The organism is Pseudoalteromonas sp. 11L1 (genome assembly GCF_055397545.1).
Genome location: NZ_AP041141.1, coordinates 1,572,098 through 1,589,831, shown reverse-complemented (window position 1 = coordinate 1,589,831; position 17,734 = coordinate 1,572,098). Strand labels below are relative to the sequence as shown.

Sequence of the window (17,734 nt, the reverse complement as noted above, 5' to 3'; positions counted from 1 at the left end):
TTTAAACTTTTGACGCTGTTTGCGATTGTGGTTGTTTATAGGCCCAAATAAGTAAGCCTAACCCGCCAATGATCATAGGTAACGATAGGATTTGCCCCATTGAAATGAAGTCGGCAAATAACCCCAGTTGTGCATCTGGTTGGCGAAAATACTCAATACCAAACCTAAATACGCCGTAACCTAGTAAAAACAAACCCGACACACTTCCCGCAGGACGAGGACGCTTTATAAACCACAATAATATGACAAACAATACCAGCCCTTCAAAAAAAGCTTCATAAAGTTGTGATGGGTGGCGTGCAAGCGGGCCTCCAGTTGGAAATACCATTGCCCAAGGAACATCGGTAGTACGACCCCATAATTCGCCGTTAATAAAGTTACCTATACGCCCAGCAAGTAAACCAACAGGCACTAAAGGTGCTACAAAATCACCAACTTGCAATAACGACTTTTTACGCTTGTAAGCAAAAATAGCAATCGCAGTGATCACCCCCAGTGTGCCGCCATGAAACGACATGCCACCTTGATCGATTCTAAATAAATACAAGGGGTTTTCAATGAAGTAACTAAATTGATAAAACAGAACATATCCAACACGCCCACCTAATATAACGCCCAGCATGCCGTAAAAGAGTAAATCACTGACTTCGTCTTTAGTCCAACCCGACCCTGGTTTCTTCGCTTGACGATTAGCAAACCACATCGCAAACGCAAAACCAATTAAGTACATTAACCCATACCAACGAACGCTAAGTGGTCCAACAGAAAATATTATTGGATCAATTTGAGGAAACTCCAGTGCCATAAAAATAAACCTTTAGCTAAAAACCATTTTAATAGCGATGAAAACCAGTAACATCGCGAAAACTTTCTTAATTGTATTCACAGGTAAGTAATGTGTTGCCTTAGCCCCTATAGGCGCTATAAACCATGAGGTAATAACAATCCCAAATAAAGCGGGTAAATATACAAACCCCATAAAACCATGCGTTAAGTCCGTTACATACCAACCAGCGCTGATGTAACCGATAGAGCCAAAAAAGGCAATTACAATACCACATGCAGCAGCGCAACCAATTGCCTTTTTAATATCAACCGAAAAATAATGCAACATAGGCACAAGTAATGCACCGCCACCAATGCCAATTAATCCAGACAGTGAGCCCATTACCGCACTAATACCTCCCAGTACGGGGCCTGCAGGTAAAGGGTGTTCTGCGTTCACTTTATTTCGAGCAGAAAGTACCATTCTCATCGCAATAAAAACCACACTGACCGCAAACACCGTTCTTAACATTTTCTCAGGGATAAAGCTGGCAGCAAAGCCACTAATTAATGCGCCAACGGCCACGCCCGACATAACCCAAGGTGCAATTTCCCAAGGCACATTATCATTTTTATGATGAGCTAACGCTGAAGAAGTGGAAGTAAATAAAATAGAGGCTAACGATGTTGCAATAGCGATAACTAACACATGATCGGCAGCGGCCACGTCAAAACTAAGTAACAAACTACTTAGCACTGGCACAATAATTAAACCACCGCCTATGCCTAGTAGCCCTGCTAAAAAACCAACAATGCAACCTAACAGCGCACAACTTGCAACTAGAAGTCCTAGTTCATACATAGTTATCTCTAATACATTTAATTATATGTATATTTTAATTGATTATATAAACAATTACAGCTCTATCATTTAGGTGTATAAAATAAATCACCTAGCTGATGCTCTATCATAAAATTACGGGTTAACCGTAGTACTTGTTTAGCGTTAGGCTGTGCCAAACAATCGCTCAGTAACTGTTCCATGTCGCTTACATTTAAGCGTCTTAGCACCCACTTCACTTTGTTTAGCGACGATAAGTTCATGCTTAAACGTCTATACCCCATAGCAATCAGTAATATTGCGCCCTCGGGGTCGCCACCAAGCTCACCACATAGACTAAAGGGCAATTCATAATGCTCACACTCGCTGGCAATATTATTTAATACACGCAATACCGCGGGGTGATAAGGGTTAAATAAATCGGCTACACGGGCATTTGCCCTATCTACGGCTAATAAATACTGAGTTAAGTCGTTACTACCTACTGAGCAAAAATCGACTTTTTTAGACCACTCTGGCAGCATAAATACACTTGAAGGTACCTCAAGCATGATGCCAATATCAGGCTTTTCTATAAGTTGCTCAGGAAATGCTTCACTTAACTCATAATAAGCTTGTTTAAATAGTGCCAGTGACTCTTCAACCTCATCAGTACCACTGATCATCGGCAGCATTATTTTTAAATTACCTAAGCCAATATTGGCTTTTAACATCGCTTTGAGCTGATCTAAAAAAAGCTCGGGATGGTCAAGGCTAATTCTAATACCACGCCATCCTAAAAATGGGTTTTCTTCAGTGATATTAAAATAATCTAAAACTTTGTCGCCACCAATATCTAACGTTCGCATAACAACGGGGTTAGGGTAATAGCTACTAAGTACTTCTCGATACCAGTTTTCTTGTTCTTGCTGCGAAGGAAACTGTCCCTTTTGCATAAACCATGCTTCGGTTCTGTAAAGACCAACACCATCACAAATATGGACGCTATTTTGTTGAGTATTAAGCTCAAGCCCTGCATTAAGTAACAAACTAATATGCTCACCGTCTAACGTGATTGAAGGCAATGCTTGTTCTTCTAAAAAACGATTATTGAGTAAGTTATCTTGATGTTGTAATTCTGTATACTCATCAATAAGCATTTGCGAAGGCGAAATATATAAACGCCCAGCAAAAGCATCTAAAATCATTTCTTTGCTATCAAACTGCAATAGCGGTAAATCTTCGATACCCCAAATCGCCGGCACGCCCATAGCGCGGGTTAAAATAGAGGCATGGCTGTTGGCTGAACCATTAATGCTCACAACCCCAGCCAAACGTTCATTGGGTACCTCAGCTAACATAGCTGGTGTTAATGTATGCGCTATTAAAATGGTGTTTTCAGGGTAGTCTTTTATTGCATGCTCGGTATTCACTAAATGATGCAGCACCCGTAAACCAATGTCTTTAACATCAACCGCACGCTCTTTAATATAAGGGTCTTGCATTTCGTTAAACTGCGCAACTAAACGTTCAATCACAATTTTTAATGCACTTTTAGCACACCACCCTTCTTGTAATTGAGCCTCTACATTATGACCTAAACTTTTAGCATCTAATAATTGCTGATACACATCAAATACAGCCAACGCCTCTTGCGGTATGCTGTCGCTCAATGTCATCGATAAGGTGCTAAATTCTTTGCGCGTTGCAGCAACCGCTTGTGTAAATAAACGACGCTGTTCAATAACATCGTTATTCTTAGTAAGTTCTATAGACTTAAAATTAAGTTTAGGAATAACAACAAAAGCTTTACCAATACTTATACCTGGCGCGCTAGAAACCCCTTTTAATACTGATGTTTGATGGGATGACTCATCTTGGCGTAATACTTCTTTTATTTCGGCGTGGGCTAATTGCGAAGCTAACTGCGCAGAAAGCGTAATTAAAAACGACTCCTCATCTTGAGAAAATACCCGCGCCATTTTCTGTTGAACAACAATAACACCTAACACTTTTTTTTGATGAACAACAGGCACGGACAAAAAGGCGTTATAGCCTTCTTCATTAACTTCTGGGGAGAGCTTAAAGCGAGGATGCGACTTGGCAAAGGCAATATTAATTGCTTCTTCACGCTGGGCAACAAGCCCTACTAAACCTTCGGTAAAGCCAATTCTAAACTTGCCTACCGCATCAGGATTTAACCCTGATGAGGCCATCAGTACAAAGTTATCTTGGCTATAATCGGCAAAATAAATGGAGCAGCACTGGGTATTCATGGCATCTTTTACCATTTTCACAAAGCACACTAACGCGTCGTCTAAATTCGCTTGTTGCGAAACAGACTCAGCTATCGTTCTGAGTGTTGCCAGCATACACTGCTCCTTTTTATGAAAAACTACCTTTTATTCCGCCAGTGATCTTTTTGTTGCTCTCGCTTATTAAAAGGCATAGCAAAAGGAGCAAACTCTTTCATAACACGTCGATAAACGTCCCGTTTAAACGACACAACCTGTCTAACCGGATACCAATAACTTACCCATCGCCAATCATCAAATTCCGGATGATGAGTTTTCAGTAAGTTAACATCTTCATCTTTACAGCGCAGTTTTAGTAAAAACCATTTTTGTTTTTGCCCAATACACACCGGACTTGAATCCCGGCGGATTAATCGTTTGGGTAATTTATAGCGTAACCAATGTTTTGAGCTTGCAACTATTTCTACATCTTCTGGTCGCAAACCTACTTCTTCGTGTAATTCACGGTACATAGTTTGTTCTGGTGTTTCACCATCATCAACACCACCTTGGGGAAATTGCCAAGAATGTTGACCATAGCGTCTGGCCCAAAACACTTGCCCCTGATTATTGCAAATTACAATTCCGACATTGGCACGAAAACCTTCGGCATCAATCACCTTAGTGCCTCATTTGTAAGTCGATTTTTTATGATTGTTCCACATTAGCTGCAATACGGCAAATACTATTACGTGCAAGCCTCGTTAACACCTTCGCTTAAGGCAAATTAATGGCGAAATCCATTGCATGTGAATAACAAACAACACAGCCATACGTAAATACATAAAAACCACACTGTTTGTGCTGGTTACTCACAGCTTGTGCATAACTTTTGTAAAACACGCTCATTTAGCAAACAAATCCACAATACAAGATCAAAAAAGTGATGTTCTCCACAGAATCTGTGGATAAACATGTTTATACATCTGTATTTATCCTTACAACAATTATAGACCTTAATTAAAACTGAACACCAAAAACAAAAAAAACAATGTAGTTCAGTTACTTAGTTAATTTTAGCGTTTTAAAGCAGTGCATAAAATTGCACCAATCACAGCACGTATAAAAATCAACCAACCGCTAAAGATATCCACTATCAAGCTAATTTGCTATCATGGCGTTGGTATTTATTCAACTAAATTAACAGTATGCAACCTTTAAAACCTCATTCAATTAATCAACTAATGCAACGTGTCAATAATATTGCAGGGCTCACACTTGGACAACTAGCGCAGCAGTACCATTTTAAAACGCCAGATGATTTATTGCGTGAAAAAGGCTGGACAGGTCAACTGATTGAGTATGTATTAGGCGCAACCGCTGGTTCAAAACCGCTCCCCGACTTTGAAGATTTAGGCATAGAGCTTAAAACACTGCCCATTTCATATAAAGGCAAACCATTAGAAACCACCTTTGTGTCGGTAACCCCGTTAATAAATGTAACCGGTACGACCTGGCACTCAAGTAATGTTCGAAAAAAGTTGAATCATGTTTTATGGCTACCTATTTTAGGCGAGCGCGATATAGCACCGTTTGATAGAACCATTGGCAGTGGCTTTTTATGGCAACCTTCCCCCGCGCAAGATGCACAATTGCAGCGAGACTGGGAAGAACAAATGGAGCTTATAGCCCTTGGTAGAGTTGATGAAATTTCAGGTCATTTAGGGGATGTAATGCAAATACGACCAAAAGCAGCCAATAGCCATATTGTTACCGATGCAATAGGCCCAAACGGACAAATTATAAAAACTCTGCCACGTGGCTTTTACTTAAAAACCAGTTTTACCGGCGAGATTTTAAAGCAGCAATTTCAGTTGTAATTGATGTAAAGTAACTAACGTTAGGTTTGTTTAACCTAGATATTCGCACTGCTTGCTTAACGCCCGTAGCTCGATGCTCGTAGCCCGTTTCTTTGTCCCTTTTTTGCTATTTTTTACAAAAAATCCCCGCATAAGCGAGGATTTTTATAATCTTAAATATCAGATTCTGATTAGAGAATTACTGACCTTTAACTTCTTTTAAACCATTGTACGGTGCTTTAGCGCCTAATTGCTCTTCAATACGTAGCAATTGGTTGTACTTAGCAACACGATCTGAACGGCTTAATGAACCCGTTTTAATTTGACCTGCAGCAGTACCTACCGCTAAATCAGCAATAGTTGCATCTTCAGTTTCACCAGAGCGGTGAGAAATAACCACTGTAAAACCTGCATCTTTTGCCATTTTGATTGCTGCTAACGTCTCTGTTAGTGAACCAATTTGGTTAAATTTAATTAAGATTGAATTGGCAATACCGTTATCAATACCGCGTTTTAAAATCTTAGTATTGGTTACGAATAAGTCATCACCCACTAATTGAACTTTATCGCCCATTAGTTTAGTTTGGTGTGCAAAGCCATCCCAATCAGACTCATCTAAGCCATCTTCGATTGATACAATTGGGTATTGCTCAGTTAAATCTTTTAAGAAGTGGTTAAACTCTTCAGATGTAAATTGCTTACCTTCACCTTTAAGGTCATAGATATTTGCTTCTTTGTTATAAAACTCAGAGGCCGCACAATCAAGTGCAAGGGTAATATCTTTACCAAGCTCATAACCGGCATTTGCAACAGCCACTTTAATAGCTGCAAGTGCAGCTTCGTTTGATGCAAGGTTTGGTGCAAAACCACCTTCGTCACCTACAGCTGTTGAATGTCCATCTGCTTTAAGTACCTTAGCTAGGCTATGAAATACTTCAGCACCCATACGCAATGCTTCACGGAAGTTAGTAGCACCTACTGGCTGAACCATAAATTCTTGAATATCTACTGAGTTATCAGCGTGCTCACCGCCGTTGATGATGTTCATCATTGGTAGTGGCATAGAGTAAACACCTGGCGTGCCATTTATGTCAGCAATGTGCTCGTATAGCTCTACTTTTTTAGATTGCGCAGCCGCTTTTGCGTTAGCAAGTGAAACCGCTAAAATAGCATTAGCACCTAGTTTTTCTTTGTTTTCAGTACCATCTAAATCAAGCATTACTTGGTCTACATCACTTTGAGCAAGTGCGTTTTGACCTTTTAGCGCTTCTGCAATTTCATTATTAATGAAGCCAACCGCTTTCAATACGCCTTTACCTAAGTAACGCGCTTTATCACCATCACGTAATTCTAATGCTTCGCGAGTTCCTGTAGATGCACCTGAAGGTGCAGCAGCACGGCCCCATGAACCATCAGCTAAATATACCTCAGCTTCAACAGTTGGGTTACCACGCGAGTCCATAATTTCACGACCGATTACTTTTACGATTTCTGACATCTTGATTCCTCTATATTCCCAAAATGGTGAGTGCGGCTAACCTGAGTTTGGCTAGCCTTAGAAACAAAAAAGGCCGCGCATCATGCACAGCCTTTTTATATTACGAAGACGCTTTTTGATAGGTATGAGCCGCAGCTACAAACCCTTCAAATAGCGGGTGACCATCACGTGGTGTTGAAGTGAATTCCGGGTGGAATTGCGCTGCAATAAACCAAGGGTGATCTTTATTCTCAATAATCTCTACTAGTTTTTTATCTTCAGATAAACCTGTAAAGCTTAAACCAGCTTGCTCAAGTTGTGCTACAAAGTTGTTGTTAACTTCATAACGGTGACGATGGCGTTCAACAATTTCGTCGCTACCATACACATCATGTACTTTAGAGCCTGGTGTTAAATGACATTTTTGTGCGCCTAAACGCATAGTGCCACCTAAATCAGATTTTTCGTCACGTAATTCAACATTACCTTCAGCATCTAACCACTCGGTAATTAAACCAACCACTGGTGACTCTGAATTTGCGTTAAATTCAGTTGAGTTTGCATCAACTAAACCAGCAACATTTCGTGCGTACTCAATAAGCGCAACCTGCATACCTAAACAAATACCTAGGTAAGGCACTTTGTTTTCACGGGCATATTTAGCCGCTAAAATCTTACCTTCAACACCACGACCACCAAAACCACCTGGCACTAAAATAGCATCTAAGCGAGAAAGAACATCCGTTCCTTTGGTTTCTAAGTCTTGTGAATCAACGTATTGGATATTAATAGTTAAACGATTCTTCAGCCCCGCATGCTTTAATGCTTCGTTTACTGATTTGTATGCATCTGGTAATTCAATGTATTTACCTACCATACCAATTGTCACTTCACCCGTTGGGTTAGACTCTTGATACAATACTTGTTCCCACTCAGCTAAATCAGCTTCAGGCGCGTCTAAATGAAAACGACGACATACAAAGTTATCTAACTCTTGCGATTTTAATAACGCAGGGATTTTATAAATACTATCTACATCGGGTAGTGAAATAACGGCTTTTTCTTCAACGTTTGTGAACAGTGCAATTTTTGCACGCTCGTTATTTGGCAGCTTACGGTCTGAGCGACAAATAAGAATATCTGGTTGAATGCCTACCGAGCGTAACTCTTTAACTGAGTGTTGAGTTGGTTTTGTTTTCACTTCACCGGCAGGGCCTAAGAATGGCACTAGCGTTAAGTGAATGAAAAGTGCGCATTCACGACCAATTTCTGTACCCATTTGACGAATTGCTTCGATAAATGGTTGTGATTCAATATCGCCTACCGTACCACCAATTTCAACGATTGCTATATCATGGCCTTCTGCGCCATCATAAACACGTTGCTTAATGTCATTGGTAATATGAGGAATAACCTGAATAGTTGCGCCAAGATATTCACCACGTCTTTCACGACGTAGTACATCTTCATATACGCGCCCTTGCGTAAAGTTATTACGGCTGGTCATTTTGGTGCGAATAAAACGTTCGTAGTGACCTAAGTCAAGGTCCGTTTCTGCGCCGTCTTCGGTAACGTATACTTCACCGTGTTGAATTGGGCTCATTGTGCCTGGGTCAACGTTGATGTAAGGATCCAGCTTTAGAATGGTAACATCTAAGCCACGGGCTTCTAAAATAGCGGCCAATGATGCTGCTGCAATACCTTTACCCAACGAAGAAACAACTCCGCCAGTAACGAAGATAAATTTTGTACTCATGCGAACCCTAGAATATCAGGAATTAAAAGGAATATAATACCCAAACAAGTGATTTTGGAATATAAACAAGACGGGGCGAAATTATACCAAAACATAGCTAAGCAATCCAGCTATAAATAGCAAATCTGTGCACAAAAAACAGACATTTTTTATGTCCTTATTTATTTAATTTTTTTATTGCATCCCATGCCGCATCCATTTCCTCTAAAGACGCTGACTCAATACATTTACCCTGGGCAATTAAGTAATTTTGCACCTTTTCAAATCGTGCAGAAAACTTATCGTTGGCACTGCGAAGCAATTGCTCTGGGTCACGTTTAACATGACGTGCCACATTCACGGTAGCAAACAACAAATCACCTAGCTCTTCTGCTGTATGCGCTGAGTACGGGTTATGAGCTAAGGCTTCTTTGACTTCCTCAACCTCTTCACTCACTTTATCTATAGCGCCATGATAAGTAGGCCAATCAAAGCCTAAAGCGGCTACACGTTGTTGAATTTTTTTAGCTTTTGTTAAGCTAGGTAAACTGTTTGGTATATCTTGCCAAAGTGTTGAGCTTTTATCTTGGGGTCTAGTAGCACGCTCTTGTGCCTTTATTGCTTGCCATTGCGCAGCTAATTCGGCATCAGTTGTGGGTGTGTCTTGCGATGAAAATACATGCGGATGACGGCGCACTAGCTTCTCATTTAACGTGTTTACCACATCGTTAAAATCAAATAATTGCTGCTCTTGCGCTAGTTGCGCATAAAACACGATTTGAAATAACAGATCACCTAGTTCACCTTTCAGTTCACTTAAATCGTCGCGCTCAATACAATCAGCCACTTCATAGGCTTCTTCAAGAGTGTGAGGTACGATTGACGCAAACGTTTGCTTGAGATCCCAAGGGCATCCGCCCTCAGGGTTTCTCAGTGTTTGCATTATTTCCAGCAGTTGGCTTAAAGCCTCATTGTTAGCCTGATTACTGCCCTCGTTTTGCACTGTGTACCCCTTCGATCTGATGTAGCTTAGACAGCACTTTATTAGTGCCCTGTAAGTCATGCACTTCAATTTGCATCACAAAAATAGCAGTTTGAGTGCTATCAACCGTGTTTACGTTCATATTGAGCACATTAACTTTTTCATTGGCAAGTGCAGAACTGATGTCACGAATTAAGCCAGAACGATCACTGGCTTCAATACGAATAGTTAAGGCGTAAGAGCTACTAATATCATCTGACCAACTCACTGAAATAACACGCTCAGGGTGCTTGTTTTTTAAATTACTAAACGAATCACAATCCTCTCGGTGCACCGCAATACCGCGTCCTTGAGTAATATAACCAATGATTTCATCACCAGGTACTGGGCGACAACAACGAGCAACATGGCTCATTAAACTGCCGACCCCATCCACTACAATACCGTTTTTGTCACCAGTCACTTTACTAGGCGATTTGAAACGAATTACCGGCTCATGCTCTGTTCTGTCAGTAATAAAGTTAAGCATTTGGTTAAGACGAATATCGCCTGCGCCAATAGCGACCATTAAGTCATCAAGTTCTCTAAAATTAAAACGCTTTATAGCGGGGTCTAAATCTTTATAAGTTAGCTCTAATTTTTGTAACTCACTATCAAGAATCTCTTTACCCGCACTTAAATTTTTATCGCGGTCGAGCTGTTTAAACCAATGGTGAATTTTGGCTCTAGCGCGAGACGATTTAATGTAACCTAACGATGGATTTAACCAATCACGGCTTGGGTTTGGCTGCTTTTGGGTTAGTATTTCAACTTGGTCACCAGTGCTTAACTGATGAGTAAATGGCACTATTTTGCCAAATATTTTTGCACCAATACATCGATGCCCTACATTGGAGTGAATGTAGTAAGCAAAATCAAGAGGTGTTGCTCCCAGTGGTAAGTCAAAAATATCGCCTCGAGGGGTAAACACATAGACGCGGTCTTCAACCACTTGGTTTTTAAGCTCTTGTGCTAAGTCGCTGCCATCGACCACTTCTTCTTGCCATTGCAGTAATTTACGCAACCAGCTAATTTTTTGCTCATAGCCTGAACCACGCCCTGGTAATGCGCCTTCTTTGTACATCCAATGCGCTGCGACACCCAGCTCTGCATCTTGATGCATGTCGTGCGTTCGTATTTGAATTTCAACGGTTTTACCCTCAGGACCAAACACAACCGTATGAATAGATTGATAGCCATTTTGTTTTGGAGTCGCAACGTAATCGTCAAACTCTTTATTTAAATGACGCCAATTAGTGTGCACTATACCTAGAGCACCGTAGCAGTCTTGTAATCGTTCAACCACAATTCGCATGGCGCGTATATCAAATAGCTGATCAAACTCATAGTTCTTTTTCGCCATTTTTTTGTAAATGCTGTAGATATGTTTTGGCCTGCCGTACACCTCAGCTTTGATACCCGCTTCATGGAGGCGTTGTTTGACCTGTTCAACCATATCAACCATATACGCTTCACGGGCAAGGCGCTTATCATCGAGTTGCTTAGCAATATTTTTATAAATATCGGGGTGCAAATAACGAAAAGCTAAATCCTCAAGCTCCCATTTTAATTGACCAATACCAAGACGATTCGCAAGTGGTGCAAATATATCAGCGGTCTCTTTGGCGGCAACTACTCGCTCTTCTTCTGCGGCATCTTTGACGTTGCGTAAATGGCAAACCTGTTCGGCTAATTTAATCACCACAGCGCGCACATCTTCCACCATAGCAAGCAGCATCCGGCGAATATTATCGACTTGCACAGTGCCGTTGCCTTGATGAGCTAAGGTACTTATGGTCGCCATTTGTGACACACCTGTAAGCAGTACTGCAACATGGTTGCCTAAATGCTCTTCTACCGCATCAATGCTCACTACATCATTTAAATAATAAGGGGTTAAATAGGCTGTGGCTAAAGAGTCAGCATCTAAATTTAGCTCAACTAAAATCTCTACCATTTCTATAGCGGTATTTTGTCGCTCGCTGTTATCGCACGTTTGGCAAAGCTGCTGCGCTTTGTTGAGTAAGCTAATTTTTTCTTGAGACAAATCAAGAGATTCTACGCGCGAAAAAAAGTCACCCGCTTTGTCATGTTGATGAGATTGACGTGTCGCTACCATAATGCGCTTTACCTCCGTTGAAATAACGCCATAGTTTCGATATGCCCCGTGTGAGGAAACATATTCATTAGCCCTATTTTATTCAGCTCAAAACCGGCTTGCGAAATAATAGCGCTGTCACGGGCTAAAGTAACAGGGTCGCAAGAAACGTATAAAATCGCTTTAAACTGCGTTAATGGAAGCTGCTCTAAAACTGCCATCGCACCAGTGCGTGAAGGGTCAAGCACTAAAACATCTAATTCTTTATTAAACCACGGCGCTTTTTTAATGCTCGTGGTTAAATCAAAACAATGAAACTGGGTATTAGTAATAGAGTTAGTGTGCGCATTTTGTGTTGCTAATGCAACCGCCGAAGTTACGCCCTCAATTCCTGTTACTGTTTTAGCTTGTTTGGCTAGCACTAAAGAGAAGTTACCAATACCACAAAATAAATCCAGAACATTTTCATCACCTTGAAGTGCTAACCAGTTTGCAGCTTGAAGCAGCATCGCTTGATTTACACTCGCGTTAACCTGAATAAAGTTACTGAGCCCAAATTCAAACGTTATATTTAACTGCTCAAGTTTATAAAATGGCATAGCTAAATGTGAATGATCAATAGTATCACTGTCACTTTGCCACACTAATTGCCAATTATGAGCTATTACACTTTGCTCAACAAACGCCTTATCATGGGGTGAAATCGCTTTGGTATGGCGGATAACAATAAAATATTGTTCATCAGCGGCACATAACTGTAAATGACTAATACTATGCAGCGTCTTGTTTTGATTAATGATTTTATCAAATACATTAAATACATCGGCAAATACATCACTTAAAACTGGGCACTGATTAATACTAACAATACTTTTAGAAGCATTTGCTCTGTAGCCTACCCGCATTTTTTTTGCAGCCTTGTCGAACATAACAGCAATCCGAGCACTGCGTCGATAATGAGTTGCTTGGCTTAGCAGCGGAGCTTGCCAGTTTAAATCGGTTAATTTTGCAAACTTGGCAAATAATTGATTCACCGCTGCTTGCTTTTCAATTACCTGCTGTGTGGCATCTAAATGCTGTAGCTGGCAACCTCCACACTGGCTGTAATGCTCGCAAATAGGAACTGTGCGATATTCACTGGCTTTAATTATTTTAAGCGTATCAGCTTGGCTGTAACGTGCTTTATCATCAACTAACTTAGCTTTTACTCGCTCCCCAGGTAATGCTCCACTAACAAAACACACTTTATTATTGTACTTAGCAATACCACGGCCATGGTGATCCATTGCTGTAATATCGAGTTCAAGCGATTGCTGTTGTAGTGGTTTTTTCTTTGCTTTAAATATTTGTGCCATGAGGCATTACCTTAAAGGTTGATGAATTACGTCTCTACTTTGAGAATAGCTATGAGTATGTATATACTCACATTTAATAAAAATGATAATAATGCTCAGATTATGACCAAACTAGGCTTGCGCGATTCTGTTTTAACACTCACCCTGATCCCCACAGTGATCATTGGGCTATTACTAGGTGGTTATTTTACAATAAATCGTTACATTGAGCTTGATGAAATTTTATATCAACAAGGCACAACAATTTCTGAGCCTTTAGCGATTGCTCTTGAACAACCTTTACTGGAAAAAAATAAAAAACTACTTAACCGTGTTATTCGTTATACACATAACAAACACTCACCAGCGGTCAAATCAATTGCTATTTTTAATGATAACAACCAACTTATTATAACCAGTAATTATCATCGCTCGTTCGATACCTTAATTGAGCAAACGCAAATTGACAGTTTTAAAGCCACACATGTTCAGCAAACTGAAGAGTTAGTGACTTTTTTTACCCCTATCATTAACCATACAACACCCAATAGCGACTGGAATACTTCTGAGTTTCAGACCACATTAGGTACCGTGGTGATCCAACTTAATCGCGACAAAGCTGTTATTGGCCAGCAACGCGCATTATTAGTCAGCGGTATTATTATTATTCTCGCCTTAGTATTAGCTGCTATTTTAGCACTAAAACTTAGCCGTATGTTTATGACACCGCTAAATAAGTTAGTACTTGCTACCGACAGGTTAATTGAAGGTAAAAGACAAACAGGCTTAACTGAGCCCATGAATGGTGAGTTTGAACTATTGCGTGAAGGACTCAATACCATATCCCACTCTATGGTGATGCAAAAAGATGAAATGCAAAAAAATATTGATCAAGCAACGAGTGATTACCGCGAAACGCTTGAGCAATACGAAACACAAAATATACAGCTCACTATGGCTAAAAAAGAAGCCCAAGATGCTAACCGCGTTAAGTCTGACTTTTTAGCAAAAATGAGTCATGAATTACGCACACCACTTAATGGGGTTATTGGCTTTACTCGCCAGCTTTATAAAACACCGCTAAATAAAAACCAAAAAGATTACCTTGATACCATTGAGCTTTCAGCAAACAGCTTACTGACCATTATTAGCGATATATTGGACTTCTCCAAATTAGAAGCGGGTGCTATGGAGCTAGAGTCAATTCAATTTCAATTACGCGATAGCGTAAACGAAGTGATGACATTACTGGCACCTAGCGCTCACGACAAACAACTTGAGCTTTCTATTTATATAAATCCTCAGGTGCCCGATCACTTAACCGGCGACCCCACTCGATTTAAACAAGTGCTTATTAACTTGTTAAGTAACGCGATAAAATTTACTGAAAAAGGCGCTATTAAAGTCGATATTAGCCATCGTTTATTAGATGAGGAGCAAACTTCCATTTTAGTGTCAGTTGCTGACACCGGGGTGGGTATTCCTGCCGATAAACAAGACGCGTTATTTACCGCCTTTGGCCAAGCCGACTCTAGTATTACCCGTAAATTTGGTGGCACTGGCTTAGGGCTTATTATTACTAAACATATTGTTGAAGCAATGAATGGCCGTATTACTTTAAATTCAGCTCCAGGCAGTGGCACATGCTTTACCTTTAATGGCGTATTTAGATTACCAAATCATGTATTTATCAATGATTTGCCTACCCAATCATTAATTGGTAAACGTGTGCTTTACCTAGAGCCACATAAGCATACTCATCATGCCGTTGTTTCATTATTACAAGAGTGGAAAATTAGCGTCACTCGATGTCATAGCGAAAGTGAATTTTTAGAGTGTATCGAGAAATCAGAGATTAATTTTGATATATGCCTTATTGGTCACATGGCATCGGTTGATGATATGCAGCGCTTAAAAAGCTATGTAAAAGCGGTTAGAGAATCAACCGATTATTTATATTTAATGCTTAATACTGTATCGCACAATATGCGTGAAGCTTTTATAGGCAGCGGTGCAGATGCCTGTTTAAGTAAACCGCTCAACCATCGTAAATTATGTGAGTTATTAGCCGCACCCTATCGACTTGATCACCCGGCGCATAACATAGATCAGCATGAACAAACTCTACTGCCATTAAAAGTATTAGTGGTAGATGATAACGACGCTAATTTAAAATTAATATACACCCTACTAAACGAACAGGTGGAATTGATTGATACTGCCCATAATGGTTCACAAGCTTATAGCCTAAGTAAAAGTCATAAATATGATGTGATTTTTATGGATATTCAAATGCCGATAATGGATGGCATTACAGCCTGTAAACTCATTAAAGAGTCATCTTTAAATGAAGATACACCTATTATTGCCGTAACTGCGCATGCACTCAATAGTGAAAAAGAACAATTATTAAAAGATGGTTTTGAAGGCTATTTAACCAAGCCAATTGACGAAGATATGCTCAATCAAATTATTTGCGATCATAGCCCGCAGTTACCTGTAAGCCGTGATAAGTCAAAAAGCACATTTGAACATAGCACAGCGCCTTTTAATAGCACTCGGCTTGATTGGGCGTTGGCGCTGCAACGTGCTGGCGGTAAACCTGAGTTAGCCAATGAAATGCTCAACATGCTGTTATTAAGCGTGCCCGAAACCCTAAACTTATTAAATCAAGCAATAGTCAGCAATGACTGCCCTCAAGTACTCAGCGTGATCCATAAATTTCATGGAGCGTGTTGCTATACTGGTGTACCAAAATTAAAAACATTGGCGGAAACGATCGAAACGTCACTAAAAAATGAGTGCGTACTTGATAATATAGAGCCCGAACTGTTTGAACTTCAAGACGAGCTGGAAAACTTACTTGTTGATGCCAACATTGATAACAACAATAAAAAAGACGAGCTGTAGCTCGTCTTGTCTATTGTTATTTACAATTCTAAGCGCGGGCTTCAAGCATTAAGCGTTTCATATCACGCACCGCTTTATCTAAGCCATCAATCGCTGCACGGGCAATAATAGCGTGACCAATATTAAGCTCGTAAATCTCTGGCATCGCTGCAATTGGCTTCACGTTGTGGTAGTGCAAACCATGGCCGGCATTAACAATTAAGCCAATACTCGCTGCATACTTAACGCCTTGGCGGATGTGTTCAAGCTCTTTTGCTGTATCTTCATCGTTGGTGGCATCGGCATAGGCTCCGGTATGAATTTCAACATAAGGCGCACCACAGGCTTTTGCCGCGTCTAACTGCGCTTTATCGGCATCTATAAACAATGACACTTTAATACCGGCTTGCGTTAGAGTTTTAGTCGCTGCGGCTATTTTATCAATATTACCCGCTACATCTAAGCCGCCTTCGGTAGTAAGCTCTTCACGTTTTTCAGGTACTAAGCATACATATTCAGGTTTAACCTCAAGTGCAATCGCAATCATTTCATCGGTTACTGCGGTTTCAAGGTTCATGCGTGTTTGAATGGTTTTAGCCATCACATACACATCGCGGTCTTGAATGTGTCTGCGGTCTTCGCGTAAATGAATCGTAATACCATCAGCACCGGCATGCTCTGCAACACTGGCTGCATGGGCTGGATCAGGGTAAGAAGTACCTCGAGCTTGGCGAAGCGTTGCAATATGATCTACATTCACGCCTAGAAGAATATCTTTCATGTTTGTACCTGTGAAATTTGTTTATTGAGAGCTAATAAATAACTCACGACTTTTTAATGGCTTATTGCCCAATAATGGCTTTAATAAATAACGACTTAATTGCTTTGCCATATATAACACATCCGCTTGGCTAAAGTCATGATTTGCTATGGCATTAAGTTGTGAACCGGTAAATCCAGAACGCGTGTCATGTTGCACTGAAAACCCTACTTCTGCGAAGTAACTATACGTTTGTGCCTCGTCAATTGGCTCACCGTCCGCATCAAAACTAAAATCGACTCCATACCCTAGCAGCTCTAATAATTGAAATTCATAAGAGCGCAGCACTGCTTGCATGTCAGTACCACTATTAAGATTTTCTAGGTGTGTATTATAAAGTTGAAAAACTTGATCAATGGGCTCATTAATCGGCACAATGCGATTAGTTAGCTCATTTAAATAAAAGCCACAATAAAGCTTATCACCAGTTAGAAATAACGGGTTGCCGTAGAGCTCAAATTTATTAATATATTTTAAATCGTATTTGCCATTGTAATGGACGAGTAAGGATTGAAATGGTTGCAATTGAGCTTTATGTTTAGTGGCCTGGCGGCCACTAACTCGAGCGAGCATTCTAAGCTGGCCAACGCCTTCTACCAGCATATCTAACATTACTTGCGAGTCACTATAAGGACGTCGATGTAATAAATAGGCTTTGTAAAAGTCGCTGTCCATATTAGGC

The 17,734-nt window shown here is 40.4% G+C and carries 13 protein-coding genes; 2 read left to right on the top strand and 11 right to left on the bottom strand.

Annotated elements, in window-relative coordinates:
* Position 1: 1 nt before the first annotated feature.
* The 4 genes from lgt to rppH all read right to left on the bottom strand — a co-directional run bounded on the left by lgt (position 2) and on the right by rppH (position 4,499).
* Positions 2 to 805: a prolipoprotein diacylglyceryl transferase gene (gene lgt / locus ACZ5WS_RS07295; RefSeq protein ID WP_138608134.1), complete on the bottom strand. Its 804-nt coding sequence runs from the start codon at positions 803 to 805 to the stop codon at positions 2 to 4.
* A gap of 12 nt (positions 806 to 817) precedes the next feature.
* Complete coding sequence (locus ACZ5WS_RS07290) at positions 818 to 1,627, bottom strand: sulfite exporter TauE/SafE family protein (RefSeq protein ID WP_138608136.1); 810 nt, start codon at positions 1,625 to 1,627, stop codon at positions 818 to 820.
* 65 nt (positions 1,628 to 1,692) lie between these two features.
* Positions 1,693 to 3,957: a phosphoenolpyruvate--protein phosphotransferase gene (gene ptsP / locus ACZ5WS_RS07285; RefSeq protein ID WP_464711372.1), complete on the bottom strand. Its 2,265-nt coding sequence runs from the start codon at positions 3,955 to 3,957 to the stop codon at positions 1,693 to 1,695.
* Positions 3,958 to 3,980: 23 nt separating this feature from the next.
* Complete coding sequence (gene rppH / locus ACZ5WS_RS07280; RefSeq protein WP_008111786.1) at positions 3,981 to 4,499, bottom strand: RNA pyrophosphohydrolase; 519 nt, start codon at positions 4,497 to 4,499, stop codon at positions 3,981 to 3,983.
* Positions 4,500 to 5,027: 528 nt separating this feature from the next.
* Here rppH and mutH point away from each other — a divergent pair.
* A complete protein-coding gene (gene mutH / locus ACZ5WS_RS07275; RefSeq protein WP_464711369.1) occupies positions 5,028 to 5,699 on the top strand; it encodes a DNA mismatch repair endonuclease MutH in 672 nt (223 codons plus the stop codon).
* Positions 5,700 to 5,877: 178 nt separating this feature from the next.
* Here mutH and eno read toward each other — a convergent pair whose 3' ends face one another.
* The 5 genes from eno to rlmD form a co-directional block, all read right to left on the bottom strand.
* Positions 5,878 to 7,176 carry a phosphopyruvate hydratase gene (gene eno / locus ACZ5WS_RS07270; protein ID WP_178956444.1) on the bottom strand — a complete coding sequence of 433 codons (1,299 nt, stop codon included), beginning with the start codon at positions 7,174 to 7,176 and terminating at the stop codon, positions 5,878 to 5,880.
* A 100-nt stretch (positions 7,177 to 7,276) separates the two neighbouring features.
* Positions 7,277 to 8,911, bottom strand: coding sequence for a CTP synthase (locus ACZ5WS_RS07265; RefSeq protein WP_464711367.1), 1,635 nt, complete (start codon positions 8,909 to 8,911; stop codon positions 7,277 to 7,279).
* Positions 8,912 to 9,068: 157 nt separating this feature from the next.
* Positions 9,069 to 9,893, bottom strand: coding sequence for a nucleoside triphosphate pyrophosphohydrolase (mazG, locus tag ACZ5WS_RS07260; protein ID WP_198523566.1), 825 nt, complete (start codon positions 9,891 to 9,893; stop codon positions 9,069 to 9,071).
* Positions 9,874 to 12,030: a GTP diphosphokinase gene (gene relA, locus ACZ5WS_RS07255; protein ID WP_138608148.1), complete on the bottom strand. Its 2,157-nt coding sequence runs from the start codon at positions 12,028 to 12,030 to the stop codon at positions 9,874 to 9,876. Before relA ends, mazG begins: the two co-directional genes overlap by 20 nt.
* A gap of 8 nt (positions 12,031 to 12,038) precedes the next feature.
* On the bottom strand, positions 12,039 to 13,364 hold the full coding sequence (gene rlmD, locus ACZ5WS_RS07250; protein ID WP_464711364.1) for a 23S rRNA (uracil(1939)-C(5))-methyltransferase RlmD: 1,326 nt from the start codon (positions 13,362 to 13,364) through the stop codon (positions 12,039 to 12,041).
* Positions 13,365 to 13,466: 102 nt separating this feature from the next.
* On the opposite strand from rlmD, the gene barA reads away from it, so the two are divergent.
* Positions 13,467 to 16,253: a two-component sensor histidine kinase BarA gene (gene barA / locus ACZ5WS_RS07245; RefSeq protein WP_464711491.1), complete on the top strand. Its 2,787-nt coding sequence runs from the start codon at positions 13,467 to 13,469 to the stop codon at positions 16,251 to 16,253.
* 28 nt (positions 16,254 to 16,281) lie between these two features.
* Here barA and pdxJ read toward each other — a convergent pair whose 3' ends face one another.
* Positions 16,282 to 17,013, bottom strand: a complete 732-nt coding sequence (gene pdxJ / locus ACZ5WS_RS07240; protein ID WP_010387803.1) for a pyridoxine 5'-phosphate synthase — start codon at positions 17,011 to 17,013, stop codon at positions 16,282 to 16,284.
* 21 nt (positions 17,014 to 17,034) lie between these two features.
* Complete coding sequence (gene recO / locus ACZ5WS_RS07235) at positions 17,035 to 17,727, bottom strand: DNA repair protein RecO (protein WP_138608154.1); 693 nt, start codon at positions 17,725 to 17,727, stop codon at positions 17,035 to 17,037.
* Positions 17,728 to 17,734: the final 7 nt, after the last annotated feature.

Bases quoted from the DNA above. Each gene is read 5' to 3' on its own strand.
- mutH (WP_464711369.1), top strand. From the start codon at position 5,028: ATGCAACCTTTAAAACCTCATTCAATTAATCAACTAATGCAACGTGTC.
- ACZ5WS_RS07265 (WP_464711367.1), bottom strand. From the start codon at position 8,911: ATGAGTACAAAATTTATCTTCGTTACTGGCGGAGTTGTTTCTTCGTTG.
- pdxJ (WP_010387803.1), bottom strand. From the start codon at position 17,013: ATGAAAGATATTCTTCTAGGCGTGAATGTAGATCATATTGCAACGCTT.
- relA (WP_138608148.1), bottom strand. From the start codon at position 12,030: ATGGTAGCGACACGTCAATCTCATCAACATGACAAAGCGGGTGACTTT.
- ptsP (WP_464711372.1), bottom strand. From the start codon at position 3,957: ATGCTGGCAACACTCAGAACGATAGCTGAGTCTGTTTCGCAACAAGCG.
- ACZ5WS_RS07290 (WP_138608136.1), bottom strand. From the start codon at position 1,627: ATGTATGAACTAGGACTTCTAGTTGCAAGTTGTGCGCTGTTAGGTTGC.
- barA (WP_464711491.1), top strand. From the start codon at position 13,467: ATGACCAAACTAGGCTTGCGCGATTCTGTTTTAACACTCACCCTGATC.
- recO (WP_138608154.1), bottom strand. From the start codon at position 17,727: ATGGACAGCGACTTTTACAAAGCCTATTTATTACATCGACGTCCTTAT.
- lgt (WP_138608134.1), bottom strand. From the start codon at position 805: ATGGCACTGGAGTTTCCTCAAATTGATCCAATAATATTTTCTGTTGGA.
- eno (WP_178956444.1), bottom strand. From the start codon at position 7,176: ATGTCAGAAATCGTAAAAGTAATCGGTCGTGAAATTATGGACTCGCGT.
- rlmD (WP_464711364.1), bottom strand. From the start codon at position 13,364: ATGGCACAAATATTTAAAGCAAAGAAAAAACCACTACAACAGCAATCG.